This window comes from Phenylobacterium glaciei (assembly GCF_016772415.1).
GTDB lineage: Bacteria > Pseudomonadota > Alphaproteobacteria > Caulobacterales > Caulobacteraceae > Phenylobacterium > Phenylobacterium glaciei.
The window spans coordinates 2,331,754-2,354,963 of sequence record NZ_JAGSGD010000001.1 but is presented as its reverse complement, the minus strand read 5'-3'; the positions used below and the strand labels follow the sequence as shown (position 1 = coordinate 2,354,963).

The following is a 23,210-nucleotide window of genomic DNA, read 5'->3' as shown; positions in this document are numbered from 1 at the left end:
TGTCGCCGTCAGAGCGTGGGGACCGGCGTCCAGATCACCTGGTCGATCCTGAAGGTCAGGAAGCCGTAGAGCTCTTTCCTTCCCCGTAAACGGGGGCGGAAAGAGCTCACCGCCTGGCCGCTAAACCGGCGCCCTGTCACCCGCGGCCTTGCGACCATGCACCATGCGGTAGAGGGCGGGCAGCACCAGCAGGGTGAGGATCGTCGAGGAGATGATCCCGCCGATCACCACGCTGGCCAACGGTCGCTGCACTTCCGCGCCGGCCCCCACATTGAAGGCCATCGGCACGAACCCCAGGCTGGCCACCAGCGCGGTCATCAACACCGGCCGCAGGCGGGTGAGCGCACCCTCGGAGATGGCGTCGTCCAGTGGCTTGCCCTGCGCGATGAGGTTGCGGATGAAGCTGACCATCACCACCCCGTTCAGCACCGCCACCCCCGAAAGCGCGATGAACCCCACCGCCGCCGAGATCGACAGCGGCAGGCCGCGCAGCAGCAAGGCCGCCACACCGCCGGTCAGGGCCAACGGTACGCCCGAGAACACGATCGCTGCATCCCGGGCTGAGCGGAACAGGGCGTAGAGCAGGCCGAAGATCAGCAACAGCACGGCGGGCGCCACGATCTGCAGCCGCTTGGTGGCCGAGATCAGTTGCTCGAAGGTGCCGCCATAGGTCACCCAGTAGCCGCTCGGGATGTCCACCGCCGCGTCGACCTTGCGCTCCAGGTCCTCGACGAAGGAGCCGAGGTCGCGGCCGCGCACATTTGTGGTCACCACCACGCGGCGCTTGCCGTTCTCGCGGCTGATCTGGTTGGGGCCGATCTCCACCTCCACCCTGGCCACGTCGGCCAGGGGCACGAAGCCTCGCGACCCGTCCCGTGACGCCGCCAGCGGGATGCGCAGACGGCCCACCTCATCGACATTGTTGCGCAGGGCCTCGGGCAGGCGGACGACAATATCGAACCGCCGGTCGCCCTCGAACACCTGGCCGGCGACCGTGCCGCCGATCGAGGTGGCCACCACGTCCTGGATGTCCTGGACGTTCAGGCCTAGCCGGGCCAGCGCCGCCCGGTCCGGGGTGATCTGCAGCACCGGCAGGCCCGTGGTCTGCTCGACGCCGACGTCCTGCGCGCCGGGCGTGGCCTCAATCACGCCCTTCAGCTGCTCGCCGATCGTGGCCAGCTGCGCCAGGTCGTCGCCGAACACCTTCACCGCCACATCGGCCCGCACCCCCGACAGCAGTTCATTGAACCGCATCTGGATCGGCTGGGTGAATTCGTAGTTATTCCCTGGAATCTCGGCCACCGCCGCCTCCAGCTCGGCCAGCAGTTGGCTCCGGGGCTTGCGCGGGTCGGGCCAATCCTTGCGGTCCTTCAGCAGGATGAAGGTGTCGGCCACCGAGGGCGGCATCGGGTCGGTGGCCACCTCCGCCGTCCCCAGCTTGGCCACCACGCGCTCCACCTCCGGGAACCGCTTGATGCGGGCCTCCAGGGCGGTCTGCATGCTGACCGCCTGGCTCAGACTGGTGCCGGGGATGCGCAGGGCGTGCATGGCGATGTCGCCCTCGTCGAGGTTGGGGATGAATTCCGATCCCATGCGGCTGGCCGCGAACCCGGCCAGCAGCACCAGCACCACGGCCCCGCCCACGAAGACGGTCCGCAGCCGCAGGGCCAAGGCCAGGGCCGGCTCATAGAGCCTGCGCGCGCGCCGCATCACCGGGCTCTCGGTCTCCTCCACCTTGCCGGTGACGAACAGGGCCACGGCGGCGGGCACGAAGGTCAGCGACAGCACCATGGCGGCGGTCAGGGCCATGACCACGGTCATCGCCATCGGGTGGAACATCTTCCCCTCCACCCCGGTCAGGGCGAAGATCGGCACATAGACCAGCGTGATGATCAGCACCCCGAACAGCGACGGGCCGATCACCTCGTTGGTGGCGTCGGCCGCCAGGCCAAAGCGTTCGTCACCGGTCAGCACCCGGCCCAGGCGATGCTGCGCCTCGCCAAACCGCCGCAGGCAGTTCTCGACGATGATCACCGCCCCATCGACGATCAGGCCGAAGTCCAGGGCCCCCAGGCTCATCAGGTTGCCCGACACCTTGCCCTGGACCATTCCGGTGATCGTCAGCAACATGGAGAAGGGGATGATCGCCGCGGTGATCAGGGCGGCGCGGATGTTTCCCAGCAACAGGAACAGCACCACGATCACCAGCAAGGCGCCCTCCACCAGGCTGGTGGCGACGGTCTTGATGGTGCGGTCCACCAGGTCGGTGCGGTCATAAACCGGCACGGCCACCACGCCGGGAGGCAGGGCCTTGGCGGCCACCTCCAGGTGGGCGGCGGCGGCGCGGGCGACGGTGCGGCTGTTTTCCCCCACCAGCATCATGACGGTGCCCAGCACCACCTCGCGGCCGTTCTCGGTGGCCGCCCCGGTGCGCAGTTCCTCGCCCATCCCCACGTCGGCGACATCGGCCACGCGGATCGGCACGCCGTTGCGATGGCTGACGATGATCCCCTTCAGGTCCTCGATGCCCGTGGCCTGACCCGGAACCCGCACCAGGTACTGCTCGCCGAACCGCTCGACATAGCCGGCGCCGACGTTGGCGTTGTTGCGCTCCAGGGCGGAGATCACCTCGGCCAGGGTCAGGCCATAGGCCGACAGCCGTTCGGGGAGGGGGGCCACATGGTATTGACGCTCGAAGCCGCCGACGGTGTTGACTTCAACGACGCCTGGCGTGGTGCGAAGTTGCGGCCGGATCACCCAGTCCTGCAGCGTGCGCAGGTCCTCTGGCGTATAGGCCTGGCCGCCGGGCTTGCGTGCGCCTGGCTTGGCCTCCACCGTGTACATGAAGATCTCGCCCAGCCCGGTCGAGATCGGCCCCATCTCGGGGGTTACCCCGGCCGGAATCTGGCCGCGCGCGCCCTGCAGCCGCTCATTGATCAGTTGGCGGGCGAAGTAGATGTCGGTTCCGTCCTTGAAGACTGCGGTCACCTGGCTCAGGCCGTAGCGCGAGATGGAGCGGGTGTGCTGCAGTCCCGGCACGCCGGCGATGGCGGTTTCCACCGGGAAGGTGATGCGCTGTTCGGATTCCAGCGGCGAGAACCCGGGGGCCTCGGTGTTGATCTGCACCTGGACATTGGTGATGTCGGGGGTCGCGTCGATGGGCAGCCGCTGGAAACTCCAGACTCCGAGGGCGGCGGACAGCAGAACCAGGGCCAGCACAGCCCACCGGAACCGGATCGACAGGGTGATGACGCGCTTCAGCAGGCTGTCGCGCGGCGCGGCGGGGATCAGATCAGTGGTCATGGCTGGCCCCTGACTTCTCGATGTCGGCGCGGATCAGGAAGGCGCCGTCGACCACATACTCGGTTCCGGGGTCCAGGCCGCCCAGGACCTCGGTCCATTCCGGCGTCCGGCGACCCAGTTCCAGCATGCGCACCTCGTAGGTGTTCCCCACCTTGGCGAAGACCACGGTGAAGTCCCGGAAGCGCTGCAGGGCCTTGGTGCGCACCGCCAGCGGCGCCTGTTGGGCGCCGACCGAGAACGACCCCTCCACCCCCATGCCGGGCCTGAAGCTCTGCGCCGCCCCGGGGGGAAGATGGGCATGGGCCATCAGGGTCTGGCTCGCCATGTCGGCGGTCGGCAGGATGGCCTCCACCTTGGCGATCAGCCGCGCGTCGTCGGACAGGGAGCGCACCTCGACCGGCAGGCTGACGCGGATACGCTCGGCGTCCCGGGGGAAGACGAAGAACTCGGCATGTAGCTGGGTCGGGTCTGCGACGACGAACAGGGGCTGGTCGCCCGCGACGCCGCCGACATTGGCGTTCTTCTCGATGATCACCCCGCTGATGGGGGCCGGGATCGAATAGGCCTGCAGACTGTGGCTGGACTCCACGCGCGCCATCGTCTGACCCTTGCGCACCGACTGGCCCAGTTCGCCCCGCATCGACAGGATGCGGCCGGGATACCAGGCCCTGACCTCGGCCTTGCCCTCGGGCGTGATCTCCACCCGGCCCGACAGGTCGACGATCTCGCCGATCAGGGCGGGGCCGGCGATCTCCGTCCGCACGCCCCCGGCCTTGGCCGCGTCGGCCGATATGGTCGTACGCCCCTCGTGGGAGGCGTAGGCCCATTGGTGGGTGCGACCGTTCTCCACGGCCCGGACCTTGACGTCGAAGGAGTGAGGCTCGGCCACCACGCCTGCGCCGCGCAGGTAATCCTCGACGGGGGCGAAGGCGAACCGGTCCACCTTGCCGCCAAGCCGGGTCAGTTCGACAGTCACCTGCACCGTCTTCGGGTCCACCGGCCTGTCCTTGCGATAGGCGTAGACCCGGAACTCGGGGTCCACCCCGTCCTCGAAGATGGTGAGCTCGGCCGCGAAGTCGCCATCGCGGAGCATGCGGCCCCGGTGCGGGCCGCGTTCGTACTCGCCGGCCTTGGCGTGGGTCTCGCCCTCGGTGTGGGCGTCAGGCTTCTGCCCGCAGCCGGCCAGCAGGCCGAGGCTGAGGACAAGCGCGGCCAGGCCGCGGGACAGTTGGAAGGACATCAGCGGGTCTCTGCACTGGAGAGGAGGGCGGCGTGGCGACCGGTCAGCCGGTCGAGGCGCACGCCGTCGAGATGGAAGCGCTTCAGCAGCTCGATGCGCCGGGACCTGGCCTCGATCACCGCCCTCTGGGCCTCGGCCACTTCCAGATAGGTGAAGGCGCCGCCCCCGCGGTTGAAGCCGTCGCGGACCAGGGTCACCGCGCGAGCCGCGCTGGGCACGACCTCGGCGTCGCTTCGGGCAACCTCGGCCAGGGTCGCCTCGCGACGCGCGGCAATCCGGGCGATCTCCCGCTCCCGCTCGGTCCGGGCGGCGGCCAGGTCTGCGTCGGCCGCCGTACGTTCGGCCTGAGCGCGTTCGATGCCGCCTCGGTTGGTGTCGTTGCGGCCCAGCGGGATCGAGCCCCCGATGATCACCGCCACGTCATTGCTCTGGCCGAAATGGCGCAGGCCCGCCCGCCAGCGGGGGTCCTGCACCGCGCGGGCGCGCTCGACCGCGATCCGGGCCTGGCTCAGGTCGCGCTCTGTCGCCAGCAGTCTGAGGTCCGGCGTCTCGCCAAACTGGCCGTGCGTCCAGGCTGTGGCGGCTTCCAGCGCCGATGTGTTCAGCTCGAACCCAGGCTCGCCGCCCCAATAGGACGCCAGCAACCTGCGCGCCTGCTCGGCGGCCGCCAGGGCCTGGTCGCGGTCGATGCGGGCCTGGGCGGTGGCGGTGCGCGCCCGCTCGCCGGAGAACAGCGGATCGCGCGCCGCGCGCACCCGGCGCTCGACCTCGCCCTCCAGGCGCCGGGCCACCGCCAGCCGTTCCTCCGCCACAGCGACCTGCGCCTGCGCGGCCAGGGCCTCAACCCAGGCGCTCTGCACCTCGGCCATCAGGTCCAGGGCGCGGACCACGGCCCGACCGCGCGCGAGGGCCAGTTCCGCCCGGGCCACATCGACGCGGGCCTCCCGCTTGCCCCCCCGCTCCCAGGTCTGCTCGTAATAGAGCGTCGCCTCCGAGCGATCGGCCAACCCTATGTCGCCGCTCCCGGCGAAGTTCTCCAGATCGGCGCCCAGGATGGGATTGGGCCGCACCCCGGCTTGGCGGACGCCGGCCTCAGCCGCCTGCACCCGCGCGGCGCCAGCGGGAAGGGAAGGGTCGTAGGCCGCGGCCCGGGTCAGGGCCTCGGGCAGGGTCAGTGGCGCGGCGACGGCGTCGAAACTCACAGTCGCGAACAGGACGGCGCAAGCCATCAGCAGACGGCGGGACGGCGCCCAGGGGCGCGCGTCGAAGGGCTTTGGCATGAAGGTCTCACGAAACAGACGCGGATCGGCCCACGTCGTGCGACGCGGGGGCTCAGACGCTGAAGGTGAGGCCCTTGGGAGGGCGTTCGGGACCGGGCGAGCCGGGGCTGACGATCAGCTGGTCGGACAGGATGGCCCGGCGTTCGGTTGAACTCGCGCCGACGCTACGACCCGCATCCTCGCCGATAATGCCCTGCGGCCCATCGGCATGATGATGGTGGCCGCTATCGGGATCATGGCTCGCCTCGCTGTCACCGTCCTGATGATGGTCGTCGAAGGACAGGTCGCTGAAGGCGCCATGCTGATGGTGCTGCGCCGGCTGGCTCTGGTGCTGCACCTGATCCAGCACGCTGGCGGCCGAGGCTGTCGCATAGAGCAGCGACAGCGCGATGCAGAACATCGCGACGAGCGTCTTCAACGAGGGGGACAAAGACCGGCTCACGCCGCAGGACTACGGCGCCCGACGCCGAGTCTCAAGCTTGCTCCGGGACCGGCGTCCAGATCACCTGGTCGATCCGCGTGGCGCCGGTGGCCAGCATCACCAGCCGGTCGAACCCCAGGGCCGAGCCGCTGGCCTGCGGCATCACCGCCAGCGCCGCCAGGAAATCCTCATCGATCGGATAGCGCTCGCCATAGACCCGCTGCTTCTCGTCCATCTCTGCACTCAGACGGTCAAACTGTTGGTCAACGTCGGTCAGTTCGCCGAAGGCGTTGGCCAGCTCCACGCCGCAGGCATAGAGCTCGAAACGCTCGGCCACGTAAGGGTTTCCGGGCTTCGGTCGCGCCAGCGCCGCCTGCGCGATCGGGTACTCGGTGAGCAATGTCGGTCGGCCCATTCCGAGGTGCGGTTCAATCTTCTCCACCAGAATCCGGGACACGATATCGGACCAGGTGTCGTCGTCGGCCACCCGGACCGGCGCTTGCTCGGCCAGCCCCGAACGGTCGACTGTTCCATCCGCGGAGACCGACATAAGCAGGTCGACCCCCGCCCACCGCGCGAAGGCCTCGGCCACCGTGATCCGCTCGGGGTCGGCGAAGGGGTCGCAGGCATGGCCCCGGAACCGCAGCGCCTCGGCGCCCACCGTCTCCGCCGCCAGGGCCAGCAGGCTGCCGCAGTCCGTCATCAGGCTCTCGTAGGGTTCCTCGGCCCGATACCACTCCAGCATCGTGAACTCCGGATGGTGCAGGGCGCCGCGCTCGCGGTTTCGCCAAACCTTTGCGAAATCAAAGATCTTGGTCTCGCCGGCGGCCAGTAGCTTCTTGCAGGCGAACTCCGGCGAGGTGTGCAGATAGAGCGGCGATCGCTGCCCGTCCGTGGTGACCGCCTCGGTGGCGAAGGCGTGCAGGTGGGCCTCATTGCCCGGCGAAATCGCCAGGGCCGCGGCGTCAACCTCGGTGAACCCCTGGTCCTCGAACCAGCCCCGGAACGCCTTCTGGATGGCGTTTCGCCCCAGCAGGAAGGGCCTGCGATCCTGGTGGTTCTCGGGTCGCCACCAGGGCGAGGGCAGGGGGGAGGTCAAGCTCTGGGCTCCAAGACGCTGGCGATCCTGGCCCGGATCGCTATAGGAGCGCAGGAACCTAGCACAACGCGCCGGCCCAGACCCTGCGCGACCAAAGGACGAATGACTTGCCAAAAGTAGCCGCCAGCTCGCTCCGCAAGGGCGCCGTCGTCGACATGGACAACAAGCTCTACGTGGTCCTCAGCGCCGAGAACATCCATCCGGGCAAGGGCACCCCGGTGACCCAGCTCAACATGCGGCGCATCTCCGATGGGGTGAAGGTGTCGGAACGCTACCGCACCACGGAGTCGGTGGAGAAGGCCTTCGTCGACGAGCGCGACCACACCTTCCTGTACCAGGACGGCGACGGGTTCCACTTCATGAACCCCGAGAATTTCGACCAGCTCACCGCCCCTGAGGACGTGATCGGCGACGCCGCGCCCTACCTGCAGGAAGGCATGATCGTCCAGCTCTCGACCCACAACGACGTGCCGATCGCTCTGGCCCTGCCGCGGCTGGCCACCTTCGAGATCGTCGACACAGAGCCGTCGGTGAAGGGGCAGACCGCCTCGTCGTCCTACAAGCCCGCCGTGCTCTCCAACGGCCTGCGCACCATGGTGCCGCCCTATATCGCGCCCGGCACCCGCGTGGTGATCCTGACCGAGGACGGCTCCTACGTGGAACGCGCCAAGGACTAGGTTTCGAACCTGGACGGGTGGCCGAGTGGTTTAAGGCAGCGGTCTTGAAAACCGCCGTAGGTGAGAGCCTACCGTGGGTTCGAATCCCACCCCGTCCGCCAATACCCATTGAAATAAAAAAGAAAATTAGGAAGCGTCGTATCGGGCCCCACCCCTGGCCCCACCGAGCGCGTTGGCTAGTCGCGGCTTGCGGCGGACAGCTCTGGACGATTGAGCGATTTTCGGGTCTCAGCATGAGCCGGCAGGCCTATCTAAGGCCTGACGAACGAAAGTCCCATCCAGGCGCTGTCAAATTGCGGGGAGCCGCAGATACACGGACTTACCTCGGTCCTTTGGCGCGCCGCGGGTGGAACCAACCAGCGTAGGCCATCGCGATATCGACAACCGGCTTCACCCTGGGACCTTCCTCGGCAGCCGACTTGCCCTCCAGGCTGCATTGACAGCGCCGCCATGGTTGCCTTCCTTGCTTTTACACAGCGACTCTTCGTTGGGGACCGCTATTGGACGACGGGGGTGTACATGACTTACTCAGCTGAGATCAGCCGAGACAATCCGACTTGCATCATGTTTGTAATCGACCAGTCCGGGTCGATGGATGAGCGAATGTCTCATGGAAAATCAAAAGCTGACTTCGTCTCAGATGTTCTCAACAAGACCATCTATACGCTAGTGACAAACTGCACGAAGGCAGATGGTGTCAGGAATTACTTTGATATCGGAGTTGTAACCTACGGCGGTGCAGGAGTGGGAGCAGGCCTGAGGTCTGCTGGCAGCTCCGCTGTGAGTTCCATCATTGAACTGGCCAACTCTCCTCTCAGGGTTGAGGATCGCACCCGGATGGATGACGATGGTGCAGGCGGTGTTTTGGAGCGTCGCGTAAAATTCCCGGTCTGGTTCGATCCTACGAGCTCTGGCGGCACCCCAATGTGCGCCGGTCTTACGCGAGTGGCGGAGGCTCTTGCGGACTGGTGTGACGCCCACCCGAACTCCTACCCCCCGACGGTAATCCACGTCACGGATGGCGCATCATCAGACGGCGATCCAGAACATGTGGCCGCCGTCATTCGCCAGCTGTCCACCCAAGATGGCTCTTGCTTGCTTTTCAATATCCACGTGTCGACCGAGCAAGGCGACGCAATCCAGTTTCCCTCAACCGAGGCCCGACTGCCGGACAGCTATGCCCGGCTGCTCTTCAGCATGTCGAGCGAGCTTCCGAACCATGTGGCCAAGCTCGCTGCGGACAAGGGCTATCGGGTGGGAGAAGGAACCCGCGGCTTTATGTTCAATGCTGATCCAAAGGGTATCGCGAATTTCTTCGATATCGGCACTCGCCCGCGTCTCACCGTCGATCGCTGACGGCGACACGTTGAACAATCGATCTCCGCCACTGCGTGGGTTTACATTCCCCAAGCGTCCCGACGTGCCAAACGAGGATAGGTGGGCCGTCTCTGACGATAGTCTTAGCTGCGCCGTCAGCGATGGCGCCTCGGTCTCGTTCGACCCCGCGCCGTGGGCAGAGATGCTAGTCCGGGATTTCGTGGCGGGCGTGGACCTAAGTGAAGAATGGCTTCGCTCCGCAGTGACCAGATACCAGGCGCAGTATGATCCTGAGAGCATGGATTGGATGCGTGCTGGCGCCTTCGAGCGAGGTAGTTTTGCCAGTCTCCTTGGTCTCAGGTTTCAACCAACCTCGCCAATCGTTGAGGTGAGCGGCATTGGGGACTCGATCATTGCCGCTACTCGGGATGGCGAGGTGATCAGAAGCTGGCCTTACACCACAGCGGAGCAGTTCGATAACTCGCCGCAGCTTCTGGCGACCGTAGGTTTCGAAAACCGGTTCCTTTTCGAAGAGGCTACGCGTCTTCCAACCCTACAACTGGATCTCGCCGACCTAGGGGCGGACACCCTGCTGCTTATGACCGACGCACTAGGTCATTGGCTTCTGCGCAACCCCGAGAGCGCTGGGCAATTGATCGAATTCGGGGGCGACGCGCAGTTTGCGGGATGGGTTGAGGCACATCGCGCCGCCGGCGAACTTCGGCGTGATGACACGACCCTGATCGTGGTGCCCGTCTAATGTCGTACCCCAGCATGACGGATTATCAGGACGTCCTTCAGGAGCCGTCCAAAGCGTTCACAGACCCTGTCCTCAAAGGGGCGAGCGTCGCGACTTCGCCCCTAGGCCTCCCGGCCCCCATGTCCGGGGGCTTTGTGATCACCTATCGGCTCAACTCTGGTGGCGGGTCGTTTGCTGTCCGATGCTTCCACCGCGAAATACCTGGGATCACGCAGCGGTACGCGCTCATCTCGAAGGCCCTAAGCAGCCTCTCGTCCGACTACTTTGCGACATTCGACTACCAGCCTTCGGGAATCCTGGTGAACGGCGCTCGGTACCCCATCGTGAAGATGGATTGGGTCGAGGGTGAGACCTTGGATGTTCACCTTGAACGCCATGCATCAGATCGCGCGCGTATGTCTGAACTGCGCAGCCGCTTCACCAACTTAGAAGGCTCGCTCCGATCCCAGGGGATCGCACACGGCGACCTGCAGAACGGCAACATTGTTGTTGGGCCAAGTGAGTTCAAGCTCGTTGACTACGATGGGATGTTCGTACCCGAGATGGTGGCAGGGTCTGGCACCGAGGTCGGGCACAAGCATTTCCAACACCCTGGCAGGACAGTGAAGGACTTCGGTCCTCAGATGGACCGGTTTGCGTTCATCGTTCTTGATCTCAGTCTTGAGGGCCTTGCGGCCGATCCGAACCTCCATCGCCGGTTTCGCGAGGGCGGTGAGGCAATCATCTTCAAGGCCAATGACTTTGGCGATCCCGATGCATCAGAAGTCTTCAAGGCGCTGCGAGCGATACCAGCACTAAAGGATCGTGCTGATCGCTTCGCGGCGATTTGTTCGGCGCCTATCGATTTGGTGCCAACGCTAGCTGACTACCTAGCCGGCCGAAATGTCCCAACGCCGCGTATCGCCACCGCGACCAGGCCGGCGTCGGCACCAAAGGTGAAGCGCTATATAGGGGCGTACCCTGTTCTGGCCGGTAGTGACTACGAAGGCGTGCTACAAAGCGTGGGCGATCGGATCGAGATCGTCGGCGAAGTTCTATCGGTAAAGCATGGCGTCGGCCGGAGAGGCCGGGGTCGCGGCCTTCCCTATGTCTTCATCAATTTCGGGATCTGGAACCAGAAGAGCGTCAAGATCACAATCTGGTCTGACGGGCTGAGCGCGATGAGCGCCAGACCAGATCAAGCCTGGGTTGGGCGTTGGCTCAGCGTCACCGGGCTCGTAGAGCCGCCCTACGAAGGAGCCACCTATGGCAAGCCTTACTTCAGCGTCGGCGTGTCCTTGACCTCGGACAATCAACTCGTCCAGCTCTCTCCCTTGGAGGCGAGGTTCCGACTGGGTCAAGCCGGCAAAAGCGCTGGGGCCGCCAACGGAACGAAGACCTCCAACGCAGCCGCCATTCAATCGCTCGGGAAAGGCGCCAAAAGTAGTGGCCGGCGGCAGGCATCAAGCTCAGCTGGAGGGACTGCTAGTACTGCATCTCAGCCTGTCAGTTCCAACGCGGCGCTGCTCGCCACTCTGAAGCCCGCAGGAACTGCTGCATCTGGGACGGGACAACAAGCAACAACCTCAAGGACGTCAACCAAAGTCCCGGCCCGGCCCACGTCTGTGAACACTGGCGGCGGCTCAAACAACTGGCTTGGCTGGGTCGTCATCATCGGGATAGTTCTGTTCGCCCTGGCGAAGTGCGCGGGCTAAAGGTGGGCCCGATAAGGTCCGACAAAGCGAGTTCGGGTACCCAATCGCTGGCTGGGGTTTTCGAGATGGTTAGATTGGTTGCCGCTTTGGGTGCGATTTGTCTGCTCGCTGGCTGTGCAATCCAGCCTCCAACAATTGATGTCTCGGTAAGTGGCTTCGTCGCTGCAGAGTTCTCTCCAACTCTGCAGCACGCTGTGGTTCCGTTCGATGCGGAGCAAGCCAACGATCTCCAGTTCGCTGAGGCGTCTGAAGAGGTGCAGCGCGCCCTGGTCAAGGCGGGCTTGCAAGTCGCGACAAGCGCCGAGCGGCCAGATGTCGGGGTGTTTGTTGACTACGGCATCGGTTCGCCCAGGACTGAGACGTCCGTGGTGAGCTTGCCGATCTGGGGGCAGACTGGGGTCGCTAGTTCGACCACCACTGGCTATCTGAGCCCTACTGGGGCGATCAGCGCAGTGACAACGAACACACCCAGCTACGGGGTCGTCGGTGCGGACAGTGTCCCCGTGAGCACCACCGTTTATGACCGGTACGTCATGCTTAGCGGGTTTGACCTGAACCGCTATGCCAAGAGCAAAGAGGTCAAAAGATTTTGGCAAATCAAGATCACTAGTTCGGGTTCAAGCGGCGACCTGCGTCTCATCATCCCATACATGCTCAACGCCGCAGTACCTTACTTGGGTAAATCGACCGGGAAGGCTGTGACAGTGGTATTGTCCCAAGACGATGCCAACGCCGAGTACCTTCGGACGGGGGTAGCACTCCCTCCGAAGTAATGACTGCGACCGCCCCGGCGCCGGTGAGATGTGCGAGCAAATCCCGACCGTTGGACACCGCTACTGAGTTTCGCCAATGTCCGGTGGACGGATTTCGCTAGATTCTGGCTCGCCACACCCGCGACGTGGCTGCTTGGCGTTGTCCAAAGGATTGTTCAGGTAGTCGATTCGAGAAATTGACACTTAAGCTCTTTCCCATGTTGGCGACCGAGGGAGAACTATGTTCGGGAAGCTCTTTGGAAAAGCGCCAGCAAAGCCGGCGCATAGGCCTGCGCCGGTTGCGCCCACCGGCGATGCGCTCCGGGAGGAATTGAAGGCACTCAGTTATCCCAATGTGCTGGCCCTCCTTCAGCGCTACATGGATGGGGAGCTAGAATGGACAGACGCCCGCGACATCCTAGCTTTCATCGAGTGCCTGATTGATCGCCGCTACTATGATCGAAGCATCCCGGAAGACGGTCGGCTAGCGGCGGATACCCTTATTGACGTTCTGACCAACGCACTCGAACAGGTCAAAAGTCCGCAGTTTCTAGAGTTGGCTCGGGCGGCTTGGACGCGTCAGCGGGAGATGGGCGAGCAGCAGGGGTGTCACACTCTTTTCGGAGCGTTCCGCGAATTGCCTTACGAAGACGCGCTTGCTCTGGCGGTCAGTCCAGGGCGCGCATGGCAACTAGCCGACCTGTTAGCGGCGGCGCCGGACCTTGCCGCATCGCTGGTGCCGGACATCATTCGGACCCTTGTTAAGGATCGGGTCCCATCCCGATGGAAATCCGATATTCCAGGCAGCCTTCACAACACTTGGCGCGCCTCAAACGTCGTACTGGTCCTCGGCTGGCTTCTGCGGATGCGCGACCCCACCGCAGAGGCGCTGTTGACCGATGACGACCAAGACCATCTTTGGAACTGTCTAGGCGACTACGACAACGCGCGTCGGCCGCTCCTAGAACTTGGCCTTGTAAGGGGCCGGAGCCCCCGTCTGACGGCTGATCTGGAGCGTGATAAGGATCAGCTAGCCGGTTTTATGTCAGGCGTTATGGCGCAGCCCGACGCAGCCTTTACCGCAATCGCACTGGGGGACCGGGCAGCCGCATGGGACGCGCTGCCACGCGAGGTCCGGGAAGCTGCCGATACGTCCGTTCGCCTCCTTCGCCTCTACATCTTCCGGGAGGTTCTCAAGAATGTGTTGCCTGAGGCGGCCGTAGGCACCGTCGTCGAGGCGGCCTTCAACAGTGGGGCGCCGGAGTCGGTCGTCGCAGCGCTGGAACGGCTCGCTTTTACTGACAAGATGGTTCGCGAAAGGGCGATTCCTGCGGCCCCCGACATGCGGTTTCCGCCGGGTTTGGACATCCTCATTACAGCGGACATCAAAGACGACTTCGATGACGAGACACTGACCGAAACTACCCGCACCGAACGGATGAATCTGATCCGGGAAATCATACGCGATGAATGGTTGCTCGCCGCGTCGTCGTCTCGCTTCATGATGCAGGCGGCTCTCGCGGGGGGGGCAAAGGTTGAACCTTACGAGGATCGACTCTCGTAGGTTGCCAATGGCGGGCGACAAAACGACCAGATTGAGGAAGCCGGAGCGGAGTTCTCGTCCCAGATGGCGGGCTTTGCGCGTGACATGATGAGTCCCACGCCGGCCGACCGGTCCGAAGCAAAGCGCGCAGGCCACCGCGCAGGCTCTTTATGTTGGACGCCAACGCTCAGTGGCGAGCTGCCCCGTGTCGATCCGGACGGCGCAAGGTACCGATCGAGCCGTAACGCCGCGCCGGCTAGCCCGGGAGATATCTTAGCGCGTCGCCCGTTTCGGGGGGCGGGGGCTCACTGCGTTCAATGAATGTGCGTATCGCGGCCCCTTCTGCTCCTAAAGGTGATGAAACTCCGGGCTGCCACGCCGACGAGTGCTACTAGGCTGTATGAGCAAGAGTCGTACTCTGCGGCTGGCCAGGCAGGCCCGGATCGCAGCTAAGCGCCGCAGACGAGAGCAGGTGCGCAGTGCGAAGGTCGCGCGAGGGCCCCGGGCCGCGCCGCTTCGGATAATCAACCTGCGCGCGCCGAGGATCTTGTCTTTCAGGAACGGCGGCGACGAGACGGTGGAGTTCTTGAATAGGATTCATGAGGAGGCGGTAGTTCGGGGCCGACGCTGCGCAATCGATTTATCCGCCTTGAACGAAGTGTCCGTCGGAGCTGCGGTTGCATTGGTCGCGGAAATGCAGCGCGCCAAAGAGTTCAGGCGGGGCTCTATTCCTCGAGGTATTCTCCCAAAATCGCCCCATTTGAAGACTCTTCTCCACGAAGTCGGGTTCATTGATGCGACTTCGCGGACCAACTTCACGGAGGTCTCAGCCGTTACGGGGCCGTATCTCCGTGTGCGATCGGGCCTAGCGGAAGAAGCGCGAAACACCGCATTTCTTGATGAATTTCTGGTCTCTCTCTTTCCTCCAGAGGTTATGAACGACAAGGTGCGAGGGCGGCTCAAGGGGGCGGTAACTGAGGCCCTCCTTAACGTCGTCGACCACGCCTTCGCTTTTCCGTCTGACCGACCGTCGGCATCCCATCGATGGTGGATATTCGGGATGGCGGACGGCGATGAATGCAGCTTCGTCGTGTATGATGCCGGCGCGGGCATTCCCGCCACCGTGCCGCTCAGCACGGCTCAAGCCGTGGTCGAAGCCTATGCTGCGCTGCAGGCGGATGAACGCAAAGCGGACTATCGATTGATCAAAGTCGCCGTTGAACGTCCGATGTCCCGGACGGGCCTGGCTGGTCGTGGGCGGGGTTTACCCGAGATGCGGCGATTAATTGATCGGGTAGGCGACGGTATGCTCTGGATTACGAGTGGTAGGGGACACTATGTGTACGCTCGTGGCACCGAGGAGGTGGACCACGGGCTTGCCATGAACAATCCTCTTCACGGAACGTTGGTGGTTTGGCGCTTAAAGATTTCGGAAGCACTCGATGACGCTGGCGGCTCAGATGGCTAGAACAGTTACGATCGACATAGCGAAGGACTTTTCCGCCGAGCCGTTTGGTCGTTACGCGGCGCACGGTCCAGCGTCAGGCGAAGTCTTTCGCGCAAGGCTGGAGCGGTATATTCGTGACGGTTCCCATGTGTTGGTCGACATCGACGGTGTGACAGGTCTCAGTTCGTCATTTCTGGATGAGGCATTTGCTGGGCTCGTGAGGCACGGGGTGCTCTCGGCAGCTGACTTTTGGAATGTCATTTCGATCAAGTCCGAGCGGGACCCAAGCTATATTGACGACGTTGAAGTATATGTCAGCGAGGCGGCCCCGAATTGAGCAATGACCTGGGGGGGATTGCTCGATTTGCGAAGGAGCACGGTCTCAAATTTCTCGGGGGTTCAGGGGTCGCGGGCGTTGCGATCTTCTTAGTCAAACAGTTATTCAATCGGCTCCGCCCCGATCAAAAGGCCTATGTGGCCGTCGTCGCAGACTTGGACCAAGCTGCTGATGCACTTGACGGAATAGTCGGCAGACCCGCCAGCTTGGAGGCGGATTGCGAACGCTGTCGCGCGGTTTACAAGCACCGGCGCCGGGCAGGCGAAGGCATCCTTGAGATGTTTGCAGGTGAGAGTTTCCGGCCATTCAGGGGCAAGTTGACCGCGATCGACCGGGAACTTGGCGTGTTAGAGGATGCCCTTCATGGTCAACCCCAACCGCCCACCCCTGTTCTCAGGGCCTCGTGCGAACGCGCGAAGGACTCCATCGCGGAAGTGCGGAGGTATTTCAACCGATCCTGCGACAAGCGCCTGAGCATCCGCGTTCATGGCCGGCGGCCAAGCGGCTGACGAAAATTGAGTTAGCGAGATCTAAGCGGCCGCGGGACTCGTCCCGACTTTCTCAACCGCCTCCTGCACTTCGTCTCGCGCTGTCATTCGGTTGGCCTAATTGTTACCAGGCCGCATGATCCGGCCGCCGCCGACACCCAGGGTAGTCGGGGACGCGGCTGACAGGATCCGGGGCGAGATGCACGCGGCGAAGGGTCAAGAGCTCGAGGCACGCGCCCAGGCGCTGCAACTGCTCACGGACGGCCAGCGTCGGTTCGAGCAGCCGGCCATCGGGAGGTTCGTTCGCGGCGGAGATCGTACCTAGTCGCCCGCATTGAGCTCGCGCGGCCGCTCGGTCAGGACGAAGCCGCCGGCCGGCTCCGGATCGGCGAGCAACGCCTTGACGCCACCGTCCAGGCGCAACCAGTCCATGCCCTGGGCGAGGGGGAGGACGCGAGCTTGCCGGGTGTGCAGCGGCTTGCCCGTATCAGGCCGGGGCATCGAGAACACCGGGCCCGGTTCACCCGTCACGAAGGTGAAGCTGGTCAAGGGCTCGTCGTGGTCGGCGGGATGGGCAGTGTCCCAGAGACCCGCAAAGAACCGGACATGGTAGCGCTCGTGTTGCTGCGGCCAGGCGATTTCCCAGCGCCGCTTCTTTTCGCCCTTCTTCCAGCCGGGCGGGTCGTCGTACTCAATGAAGCTGGAAAAGGGGATTAGGGCTAGGCGCCTCTTATAGGGCTCGCGAAACGCCGCAGTGGTTTCGACGGTCTCAAGTCGCGCGTTGGTGCACATCGCCTTCCAGGCCGAGACCGGCCCCTTGTGGAAGAAGGGCACCATCCACCAACGGGCCTCCAGGCCCTCGAACCCGGCCATAGGATCGGCCGGATCGAAGGCGCGTATCATGGTCGCACGGTTGGTAGGTTTGAAGGGCCGATCCAGCGGCCTGTTAGGCTCGGCGTCGACCCAGTTGATCGAAACGTTCAGTTCCGAGAACTGCCAGTCATAGTCGCTGCGGCGAACAGGAGCTGATACTCATTGCACGTTGGGTGAGTAAGGCGCGGCGTGGCGGCTTAGGCAACCCTGCCGACTGCCAGGAGGCCAGCGTCATGGCCGAACCAATCCGAGCCGCTCAGTATCTCCGGATGTCGACGGAGGACCAGGTGTACTCAATCGAGAACCAGCGCTCGGCGATCGCCAGCTATGCCGTCGAGCGTGGCTTCGAGGTTGTTTGCTCCTATGTCGATGCTGGCAGAAGTGGCCTTACTCTGACCGGGCGGCCCGGGCTGAAAGCGTTGCTCTCCGACGCCCTAGGACCTGCGCCCGACTTCCGGGCAATCCTAGTTTTCGACGTCAGCCGCTGGGGCCGTTTCCAGGACGTCGACCAGGGGGCTCACTACGAGTTCCTATGTCGCAGGGCCGGGATGGCGGTCGAGTATTGCGTCGACCCCTTCGACAATGACGGCAGCATGGAAGCTGTGCTGATCAAGGAACTCAAGCGGGCCATGGCCGCCGAGCTTAGCCGGGACATGTCGGTGAAGCTGCGGATCGCCAAGCGCAACGTGGCAAGGAAGGGCTACCTCGCGAGCGGATCGGCGGTCTATGGCCTACGCCGTCACGTCGTGGATCAGTCCGGTCGGGTGCATGGCGTCCTGGAGGCCGGGGAGCGCAAGGTGTCCAGTCGGTACCGGGTGGTGCTGGCGCCTGGACCCAAGGCCGAGGTCGAGACCGTGACGAGGATCTTTCGGCTCTATGTACTGACCGGCCTACGTCCTGGCGGCATCGCAGCGCTGCTAAATGGGGAGGGGATGACAGCCGTGGCTGGTCGTGCATGGAGTGGGGACTGCGTCCGACGCGTGCTGCGTAACGACACCTATATGGGCGTCCTCACCTTCGGCCGGCGTTCAGGCCCGCTGGGCCAAAGGGTTGGACGTACGTCGCCTGAAACCTGGGTCCAGGCGGAGGCCCACTTCGAACCTCTGGTGGCCAGTCGCCTCTTTGCGGACGCGCAGCGACTGCTGGACCGGTACAGGCGATTGAGTGACGAGGAAGCCCTAGAGCGCCTCGCGGGCGCCGCCTCGCCGAATTTGCGTCTGACGGGCGCCCTGATCGACGCCAATCCGGGCCTGCCCTGCGCGGCGGTCTATCGGAAACGGTTCGGCGGCCTGAAGAAGGCCTACGCGCTGATCGGCTACTCCTGCGCCCGCAAGCCCGGCATGGGGCCGGGTCGATGGCCAGGACGGTCCACGACGATAGGGACGTGACAGGGCCAGCGATCAGGGCGGCACAGTACCTGCGAATGTCGCGGGACGCCCAGCAGTACTCGCTAGAGAACCAGAAGGCCCAGATCGCCGCCTATGCAGCCGAGCACCGCATCGAGGTCGTCGCGACCTATGCCGACGCCGGAAAGAGTGGGGTCAGACTTGAGGGCAGGGAGTCGCTCCAGCAGCTGCTGGCCGATGTGCTGACCGGGCAGGCGGATTTCAAGCTCATCCTGGTCCAGGACATCAGCCGCTGGGGACGGTTCCAGGATCCCGACGAGGCGGCGCACTATGAGTACATCTGCCGCACGGCCGGCGTGGACATCCAGTACTGCGCCGAGGCGTTCCGAAATTCTGCGACCCCGACGGGCTCGGTCCTCAAGGCGATGAAGCGATTGATGGCGGCGGAGTACAGCCGCGAGCTGTCGCGCAAGTGCTTCGCGGGTGCGGCGCGCCTTTCGGCGTTGGGGTTTCGGCAGGGTGGGGCTGCCGGGTACGGCCTCCGCCGACAACTCGTGGACGAGAATGGCAAGACGAAGATCTGGCTAGACGCTGGGGATCAGAAGTACCTCTCGACCGACCGTGTGGTGCTGACCCTTGGGCCAGCCCATGAGGTCGAGACGGTACGGCGAATCTATCGGCTGTTCACTTACGAGGGATGCGGCAAACAGCAGATTGCTGACCTCCTGAATGCCGAGGGGATTGCGGGCGAAGCCGGCCGGGCCTGGCGCGCCTGGACTGTCGCCCAGGTCCTCTCCAACGAGAAGTACATCGGTTCCATCGTTTACGGCCGGGAGGTTCGCTGGCTGGGCGGACGCAGGGTCATTCGCCCGCCTGCCGACCACATTCGGGCTGATGGGGCCTTCCAGGCTATCGTCTCACGGGATCTGTTCATGGCTGCGCGAAAAGTCGCCGCCGCCCAGTCGGTCCATGCATCCGACGCAGAACTCCTGGACCAGCTTTCAGCGCTGCGGGTGCGGATGGGCGTCCTGTCGCACCAGATCATCAACAGTGCTCCGGGTGTTGCAAGCACGAGAACCTACGGCCGCCGGTTTGGTGGCCTGCGAGTGGCCTATCGGCGGATTGGCTATGTTCCCACCCGGTCAGCCAACCAGGGGTGTCCCCACATTACAGACCCTGAGTTTATATCCGGGTATATTGACCCGCGCCGTGCGAACGCCGAAAACACCGGGGTCTCACCCCTTCAGGATCGAGTTTCCGTGTTCACTGCGTTTGCCGCCGAAAAGCTCATTTCTTCCGGCGATCTGCCAACGGTCGCCTTGGCCGTGAAGACCGCTGTCGACGCGGGCGTCGAGCGGATCGTCGTCTTCGAGGACGCGACCGGCAGACCTGTGGACCTGGATCTCCGGGGAACGCCGGAGGAGGTGAGGGCGCGATTTGCGCCGGCAACTCCAGGCGACACGCCGCCCGACGACGAGGCCGCCAAGCCCGGTCGTGGGCGACCCAAGCTAGGCGTAACGGCCCGCGAGGTCACGCTGCTGCCGCGGCACTGGGACTGGCTGGCCGGACAGCCTGGAGGCGCGTCAGCCGCCCTGAGGCGCTTGGTCGAGGCCGCGCGCCGGGAGAGCGCCGAAGCCGACGCCGCCAGACGGGCCCAGGAAGCGGCCTATCGGGTCATGTCGACCCTCGCGGGAAACCTCCCGGACTTCGAGGAAGCGACAAGGGCGTTCTTCGCGGGAGATCAGAAGCAGTTCCACAAGCTCTGCGAGGGTTGGCCGCGCGATCTGCGCGAGTATGTGGGCGGGTTGGTCGATGCGATCGGGCATCCCGGCTGACAGGGTCCGGTTCGTCGAATCTCTGATCGTCAGTGGTGGGCGACCCATCGGTCGCCCGAGGAAGCGATTTGATTGACACAATCAAGGGTCGATACCCTAGCTTGTCCCTGACAAACATGTAGGCTCAACCGTTGGCTTCATGGGTTCCATTCATCTCGCTAACGGCGAACGTGGGTATCCGGGCCTTCAAGTTTTGATTGACGCGCATGATGAGCGGCGTTTGCGGCTGGGGGGCTGCTCATGGGAATCACAGATACGAATGGGCTCCTTCACGCGATTCTCGTGATCCTGCTGTGGACCGGGCTTTGGCTGGTCCTGTCTGGGCCGGCCTACCTGATCGAGAGCACGCTCAGAGGACTTGGAGCCCTTGAGTTTCCTCGCAGAACAGCAGCTATTGCCGCACGTCTTGGTCCCGTCGGGGCGGCGATCTCCGGCTTCTTCCTGCGAGCCGGGACAGCGATTTCAACAAGCGGGGATGATCATGACGTCGCGGTGGTCGTCCTCGACAGCCACCGGCGTATGGGAAACGCCCTTCGATTGACTCATCTTGCGGTCGACCGGGCCGTTGGCGACATTAGGGGGCTCAGTGGAGTCTCGGGATCTGATACTGTTGTCACCAAGGTCAATGAACTCGAAGAGCGCACCAAACTCGTTGACGCCATTGCTGTGGAGCTGGAGGAAGGCCTCGAAGATACTTATGGAGCCCGGACTCGAACCAATCTAACCCTAGTTTTTATAAGTCTCTTTGCCATAGTATTCGCTATCGCCAACGGGACTTTGCTGAATTTATTTTTCAAGGGAATGACGAGCGTTCGGGTTATCGGATTGCCCGTTTCCCTGTTGCTATCCTTCATGGTTGTCGTGGCTGAAATGGCGCTTGGTTTTCTCCTGGCGCTATTCACCAACCGCCCTAAATCGGCTCCTGTTCGCTGGCTTCTGATTTCTATGGTTGTGATAGCCGCGCTGTTCGAAGCCGTGGTGCTTGGGATGGTGAGTTCGGAATTCGAACTCGAGTTGCCCCTGCTGGAGGCTTACCCAGTCCTAAAGCTCTGGATGGCGCCCTTCGGCCTAGTGCTGGTGACCGCCACCTCGATTACCGGGTTCATGTTCCACCAAACCTTGGATGAGCATGCCGAACATCGCGGCGCGACGCGACTAAGGCGAGAATTGAAGCAGGCTAGCGACTTCGTTCGTGACCTGCCTGGCATTTGGGAGAAGATCAGCCAGAAGGCCCGTGAGGCTGAACATGCCTTGAAGAGCTATCTGAGTTCCCTCGGCGGGCACGATGGAAGGATCGGCGGCTCTATCGAGCAGATTGTTCTGGAGCACGAAAAACTGGTCGAGACGATCCGCGATGCTCGGGTCGACGAATGGCGCCCATTAGTGGCCGGAGCCATTGGAGATAAGCGCAGAGCGATTGCTCAGAACATTGGGCTTTTCGTCTTCACTGTTGCCAGCCTCGCAGGCTTCTCAGCTGCGCTCTCATTTCTCGCTACGGCAGCGATCGGCACGCGCCTACCGCCTGGCGCGGGGGTCTCTATGAGCATTGTTGTTGCTTTAGGCTTCTACTCGACCGGGCTACTTGCGTTCGGACGTTTGCAGCTTGTCGAGGGGTCGATCGGACGGGCGCATCCCATCCGGGGGGGCGTAATTGAGTATGCCGTCTCCGCCATTATCGTCGTCGGCTGCGCCAGCGGCATCTTGTGGGCTGCGTCAGTTGTGCTTGGCGGCTGGGGCGTGCTTCTCGGAGCGCTACTGGTCGCCTGCGGAGGGCTGCTGGCTATTGCCGGTTATGCCTTGGAGCGGGCTGTTCGGGGCGCGACCTTGTCACTTACTGTGGCCGCCGCATTCGTGCTCGCTTTGGCGACAGCCGCGTTTTCGGTCGCTCGCTATCTTCTGCTCTGGCTAGCTGTCGCGATCGCCTGGCTGGTGAAAGCCATCTTGGCCATCCTCTCAGCGCCAGCCAGGGCACTAGTTGACGTGGTTAGTCGCGCGCGGAAGGCTCCCATGGCGACAACGCCCGTCATTGCGGAAGCCGCGCAGTGAAGTTCCTCACCGTATCCCGATGCACGGCCGGCGTGGCCCTGGCACTGGCTCTGACGGCCTGCAAAGGGGCTGAGCCGCTCGGCGGCGAACAACCAAAGACTGAAATATTCGTGCTCGTAGATCTCTCCGAGACCTGGCACGACAAAGAGAATGCCGAGGTTGAACGCAAAAATCAGAACCTCCTGAGAACCATCGGGCGCGGCATTTCTCTCTATGCAGACTCCGCCGAGCCTCCCCTACTTATTCAATATCGGGTGATTGGCTCCGCCAGTCTCAATCGAGAGCCGATCTGTCGAGCGACCTACATGCCCACGCTTGTAGGAGGCGGAAACAAGGACCCTTTCCGTATTCGAAGTCGGAAGAAGCTTGAGAAGTATCTTAGCATCGACTGCCCCCGGGTGATCATCGCGAGGCCACCCGAAGACAGGACGGAAATATCAGCGGCGATTGCATCCGTGGCTGAAAAGCCTCGAGGCAAAAAGGCCCTCCGATACATGATCATCGCGAGTGACTTCCTTGAGGAAACCAACGCGCCAGAGCCCCTTCCGGTGGGCGCCCTGGCAGGCACCAAGGTGCTTCTCCTCTATCGTCCGGTGAGCCCGGACCGCGAGGTGGGCGGGCAGATGACGGCCCGAATTGAATCGTGGCGTCAGTCGCTCGAGCAGTTCGGGGCCGTGGTGACCAAGGTCCCCGATAGTGGCTACGAGCAGTCCGACCTCGTCAGTTTTTTATCTCCCAAGTGATTTTAGTTC

General features: G+C 63.6%; 19 protein-coding genes and 1 tRNA gene. 14 read left to right on the top strand and 6 right to left on the bottom strand.

The annotated features are described in order from the left end of the window. Window positions 1–120: 120 nt before the first annotated feature. Genes JKL49_RS11485 through epmA form a run of 5 tightly spaced genes read right to left on the bottom strand, consistent with a single transcriptional unit; the run spans window position 121 to window position 7,343 of the window. Window positions 121–3,303, bottom strand: a complete 3,183-nt coding sequence (locus JKL49_RS11485) for an efflux RND transporter permease subunit (protein WP_430700811.1) — start codon at window positions 3,301–3,303, stop codon at window positions 121–123. Beyond that, entirely contained in the window at window positions 3,293–4,543 is a 1,251-nt protein-coding gene (locus tag JKL49_RS11480) for an efflux RND transporter periplasmic adaptor subunit (protein WP_215340685.1), read from the bottom strand. Before JKL49_RS11480 ends, JKL49_RS11485 begins: the two co-directional genes overlap by 11 nt. Further along, window positions 4,543–5,823, bottom strand: a complete 1,281-nt coding sequence (locus JKL49_RS11475; RefSeq protein WP_215340683.1) for a TolC family protein — start codon at window positions 5,821–5,823, stop codon at window positions 4,543–4,545. The genes JKL49_RS11480 and JKL49_RS11475 overlap by 1 nt, the downstream gene beginning before the upstream one ends. A gap of 52 nt (window positions 5,824–5,875) precedes the next feature. After that, window positions 5,876–6,241 (bottom strand): hypothetical protein, encoded by a 366-nt coding sequence (locus JKL49_RS11470; protein WP_215340682.1) that lies wholly within the window; start codon window positions 6,239–6,241, stop codon window positions 5,876–5,878. 55 nt (window positions 6,242–6,296) lie between these two features. Next, window positions 6,297–7,343 (bottom strand): EF-P lysine aminoacylase EpmA, encoded by a 1,047-nt coding sequence (gene epmA, locus JKL49_RS11465; protein ID WP_215340681.1) that lies wholly within the window; start codon window positions 7,341–7,343, stop codon window positions 6,297–6,299. Between the two features lie 107 nt (window positions 7,344–7,450). Here epmA and efp point away from each other — a divergent pair, with 107 nt between their 5' ends. The 10 genes from efp (at window position 7,451) to JKL49_RS11415 (ending at window position 16,379) form a co-directional block, all read left to right on the top strand. After that, a complete protein-coding gene (gene efp, locus JKL49_RS11460) occupies window positions 7,451–8,020 on the top strand; it encodes an elongation factor P (protein WP_215340680.1) in 570 nt (189 codons plus the stop codon). An 11-nt stretch (window positions 8,021–8,031) separates the two neighbouring features. Continuing rightward, a tRNA-Ser gene (locus JKL49_RS11455) sits at window positions 8,032–8,121 on the top strand. A gap of 349 nt (window positions 8,122–8,470) precedes the next feature. Continuing rightward, the gene (locus JKL49_RS11450; protein ID WP_215340678.1) at window positions 8,471–9,376 is read left to right on the top strand and encodes a vWA domain-containing protein; all 906 of its coding nucleotides are present in this window, start codon (window positions 8,471–8,473) and stop codon (window positions 9,374–9,376) included. Window positions 9,377–9,635: 259 nt separating this feature from the next. After that, the gene (locus tag JKL49_RS11445; RefSeq protein ID WP_215340676.1) at window positions 9,636–10,097 is read left to right on the top strand and encodes a hypothetical protein; all 462 of its coding nucleotides are present in this window, start codon (window positions 9,636–9,638) and stop codon (window positions 10,095–10,097) included. Window positions 10,098–10,231: 134 nt separating this feature from the next. Then, window positions 10,232–11,791, top strand: coding sequence for a BUD32 family EKC/KEOPS complex subunit (locus JKL49_RS11440; RefSeq protein ID WP_215340674.1), 1,560 nt, complete (start codon window positions 10,232–10,234; stop codon window positions 11,789–11,791). Window positions 11,792–11,865: 74 nt separating this feature from the next. Then, window positions 11,866–12,564, top strand: coding sequence for a hypothetical protein (locus JKL49_RS11435; RefSeq protein WP_215340672.1), 699 nt, complete (start codon window positions 11,866–11,868; stop codon window positions 12,562–12,564). Between the two features lie 220 nt (window positions 12,565–12,784). Further along, window positions 12,785–14,107: a hypothetical protein gene (locus tag JKL49_RS11430; RefSeq protein WP_215340670.1), complete on the top strand. Its 1,323-nt coding sequence runs from the start codon at window positions 12,785–12,787 to the stop codon at window positions 14,105–14,107. Window positions 14,108–14,744: 637 nt separating this feature from the next. Continuing rightward, entirely contained in the window at window positions 14,745–15,554 is an 810-nt protein-coding gene (locus JKL49_RS11425; RefSeq protein WP_347340419.1) for an ATP-binding protein, read from the top strand. Then, window positions 15,529–15,870: an STAS-like domain-containing protein gene (locus JKL49_RS11420; protein WP_215340668.1), complete on the top strand. Its 342-nt coding sequence runs from the start codon at window positions 15,529–15,531 to the stop codon at window positions 15,868–15,870. Before JKL49_RS11425 ends, JKL49_RS11420 begins: the two co-directional genes overlap by 26 nt. Next, complete coding sequence (locus JKL49_RS11415) at window positions 15,867–16,379, top strand: hypothetical protein (protein WP_215340667.1); 513 nt, start codon at window positions 15,867–15,869, stop codon at window positions 16,377–16,379. The genes JKL49_RS11420 and JKL49_RS11415 overlap by 4 nt, the downstream gene beginning before the upstream one ends. Window positions 16,380–16,679: 300 nt before the next feature. Here the strand turns inward: JKL49_RS11415 and JKL49_RS11410 are convergent, their stop codons facing one another. Beyond that, on the bottom strand, window positions 16,680–17,297 hold the full coding sequence (locus tag JKL49_RS11410) for an SOS response-associated peptidase family protein (protein ID WP_283816683.1): 618 nt from the start codon (window positions 17,295–17,297) through the stop codon (window positions 16,680–16,682). A 167-nt stretch (window positions 17,298–17,464) separates the two neighbouring features. Here JKL49_RS11410 and JKL49_RS11405 point away from each other — a divergent pair, with 167 nt between their 5' ends. The 4 genes from JKL49_RS11405 to JKL49_RS11390 all read left to right on the top strand — a co-directional run bounded on the left by JKL49_RS11405 (window position 17,465) and on the right by JKL49_RS11390 (window position 23,201). After that, on the top strand, window positions 17,465–18,619 hold the full coding sequence (locus tag JKL49_RS11405) for a recombinase family protein (RefSeq protein ID WP_215340665.1): 1,155 nt from the start codon (window positions 17,465–17,467) through the stop codon (window positions 18,617–18,619). Further along, window positions 18,586–20,412: a DUF2239 family protein gene (locus JKL49_RS21315; RefSeq protein ID WP_347340374.1), complete on the top strand. Its 1,827-nt coding sequence runs from the start codon at window positions 18,586–18,588 to the stop codon at window positions 20,410–20,412. Before JKL49_RS11405 ends, JKL49_RS21315 begins: the two co-directional genes overlap by 34 nt. Window positions 20,413–20,652: 240 nt before the next feature. Continuing rightward, entirely contained in the window at window positions 20,653–22,458 is a 1,806-nt protein-coding gene (locus JKL49_RS11395; protein WP_215340661.1) for a hypothetical protein, read from the top strand. Continuing rightward, window positions 22,455–23,201: a hypothetical protein gene (locus JKL49_RS11390; RefSeq protein WP_215340659.1), complete on the top strand. Its 747-nt coding sequence runs from the start codon at window positions 22,455–22,457 to the stop codon at window positions 23,199–23,201. The genes JKL49_RS11395 and JKL49_RS11390 overlap by 4 nt, the downstream gene beginning before the upstream one ends. Window positions 23,202–23,210: the final 9 nt, after the last annotated feature.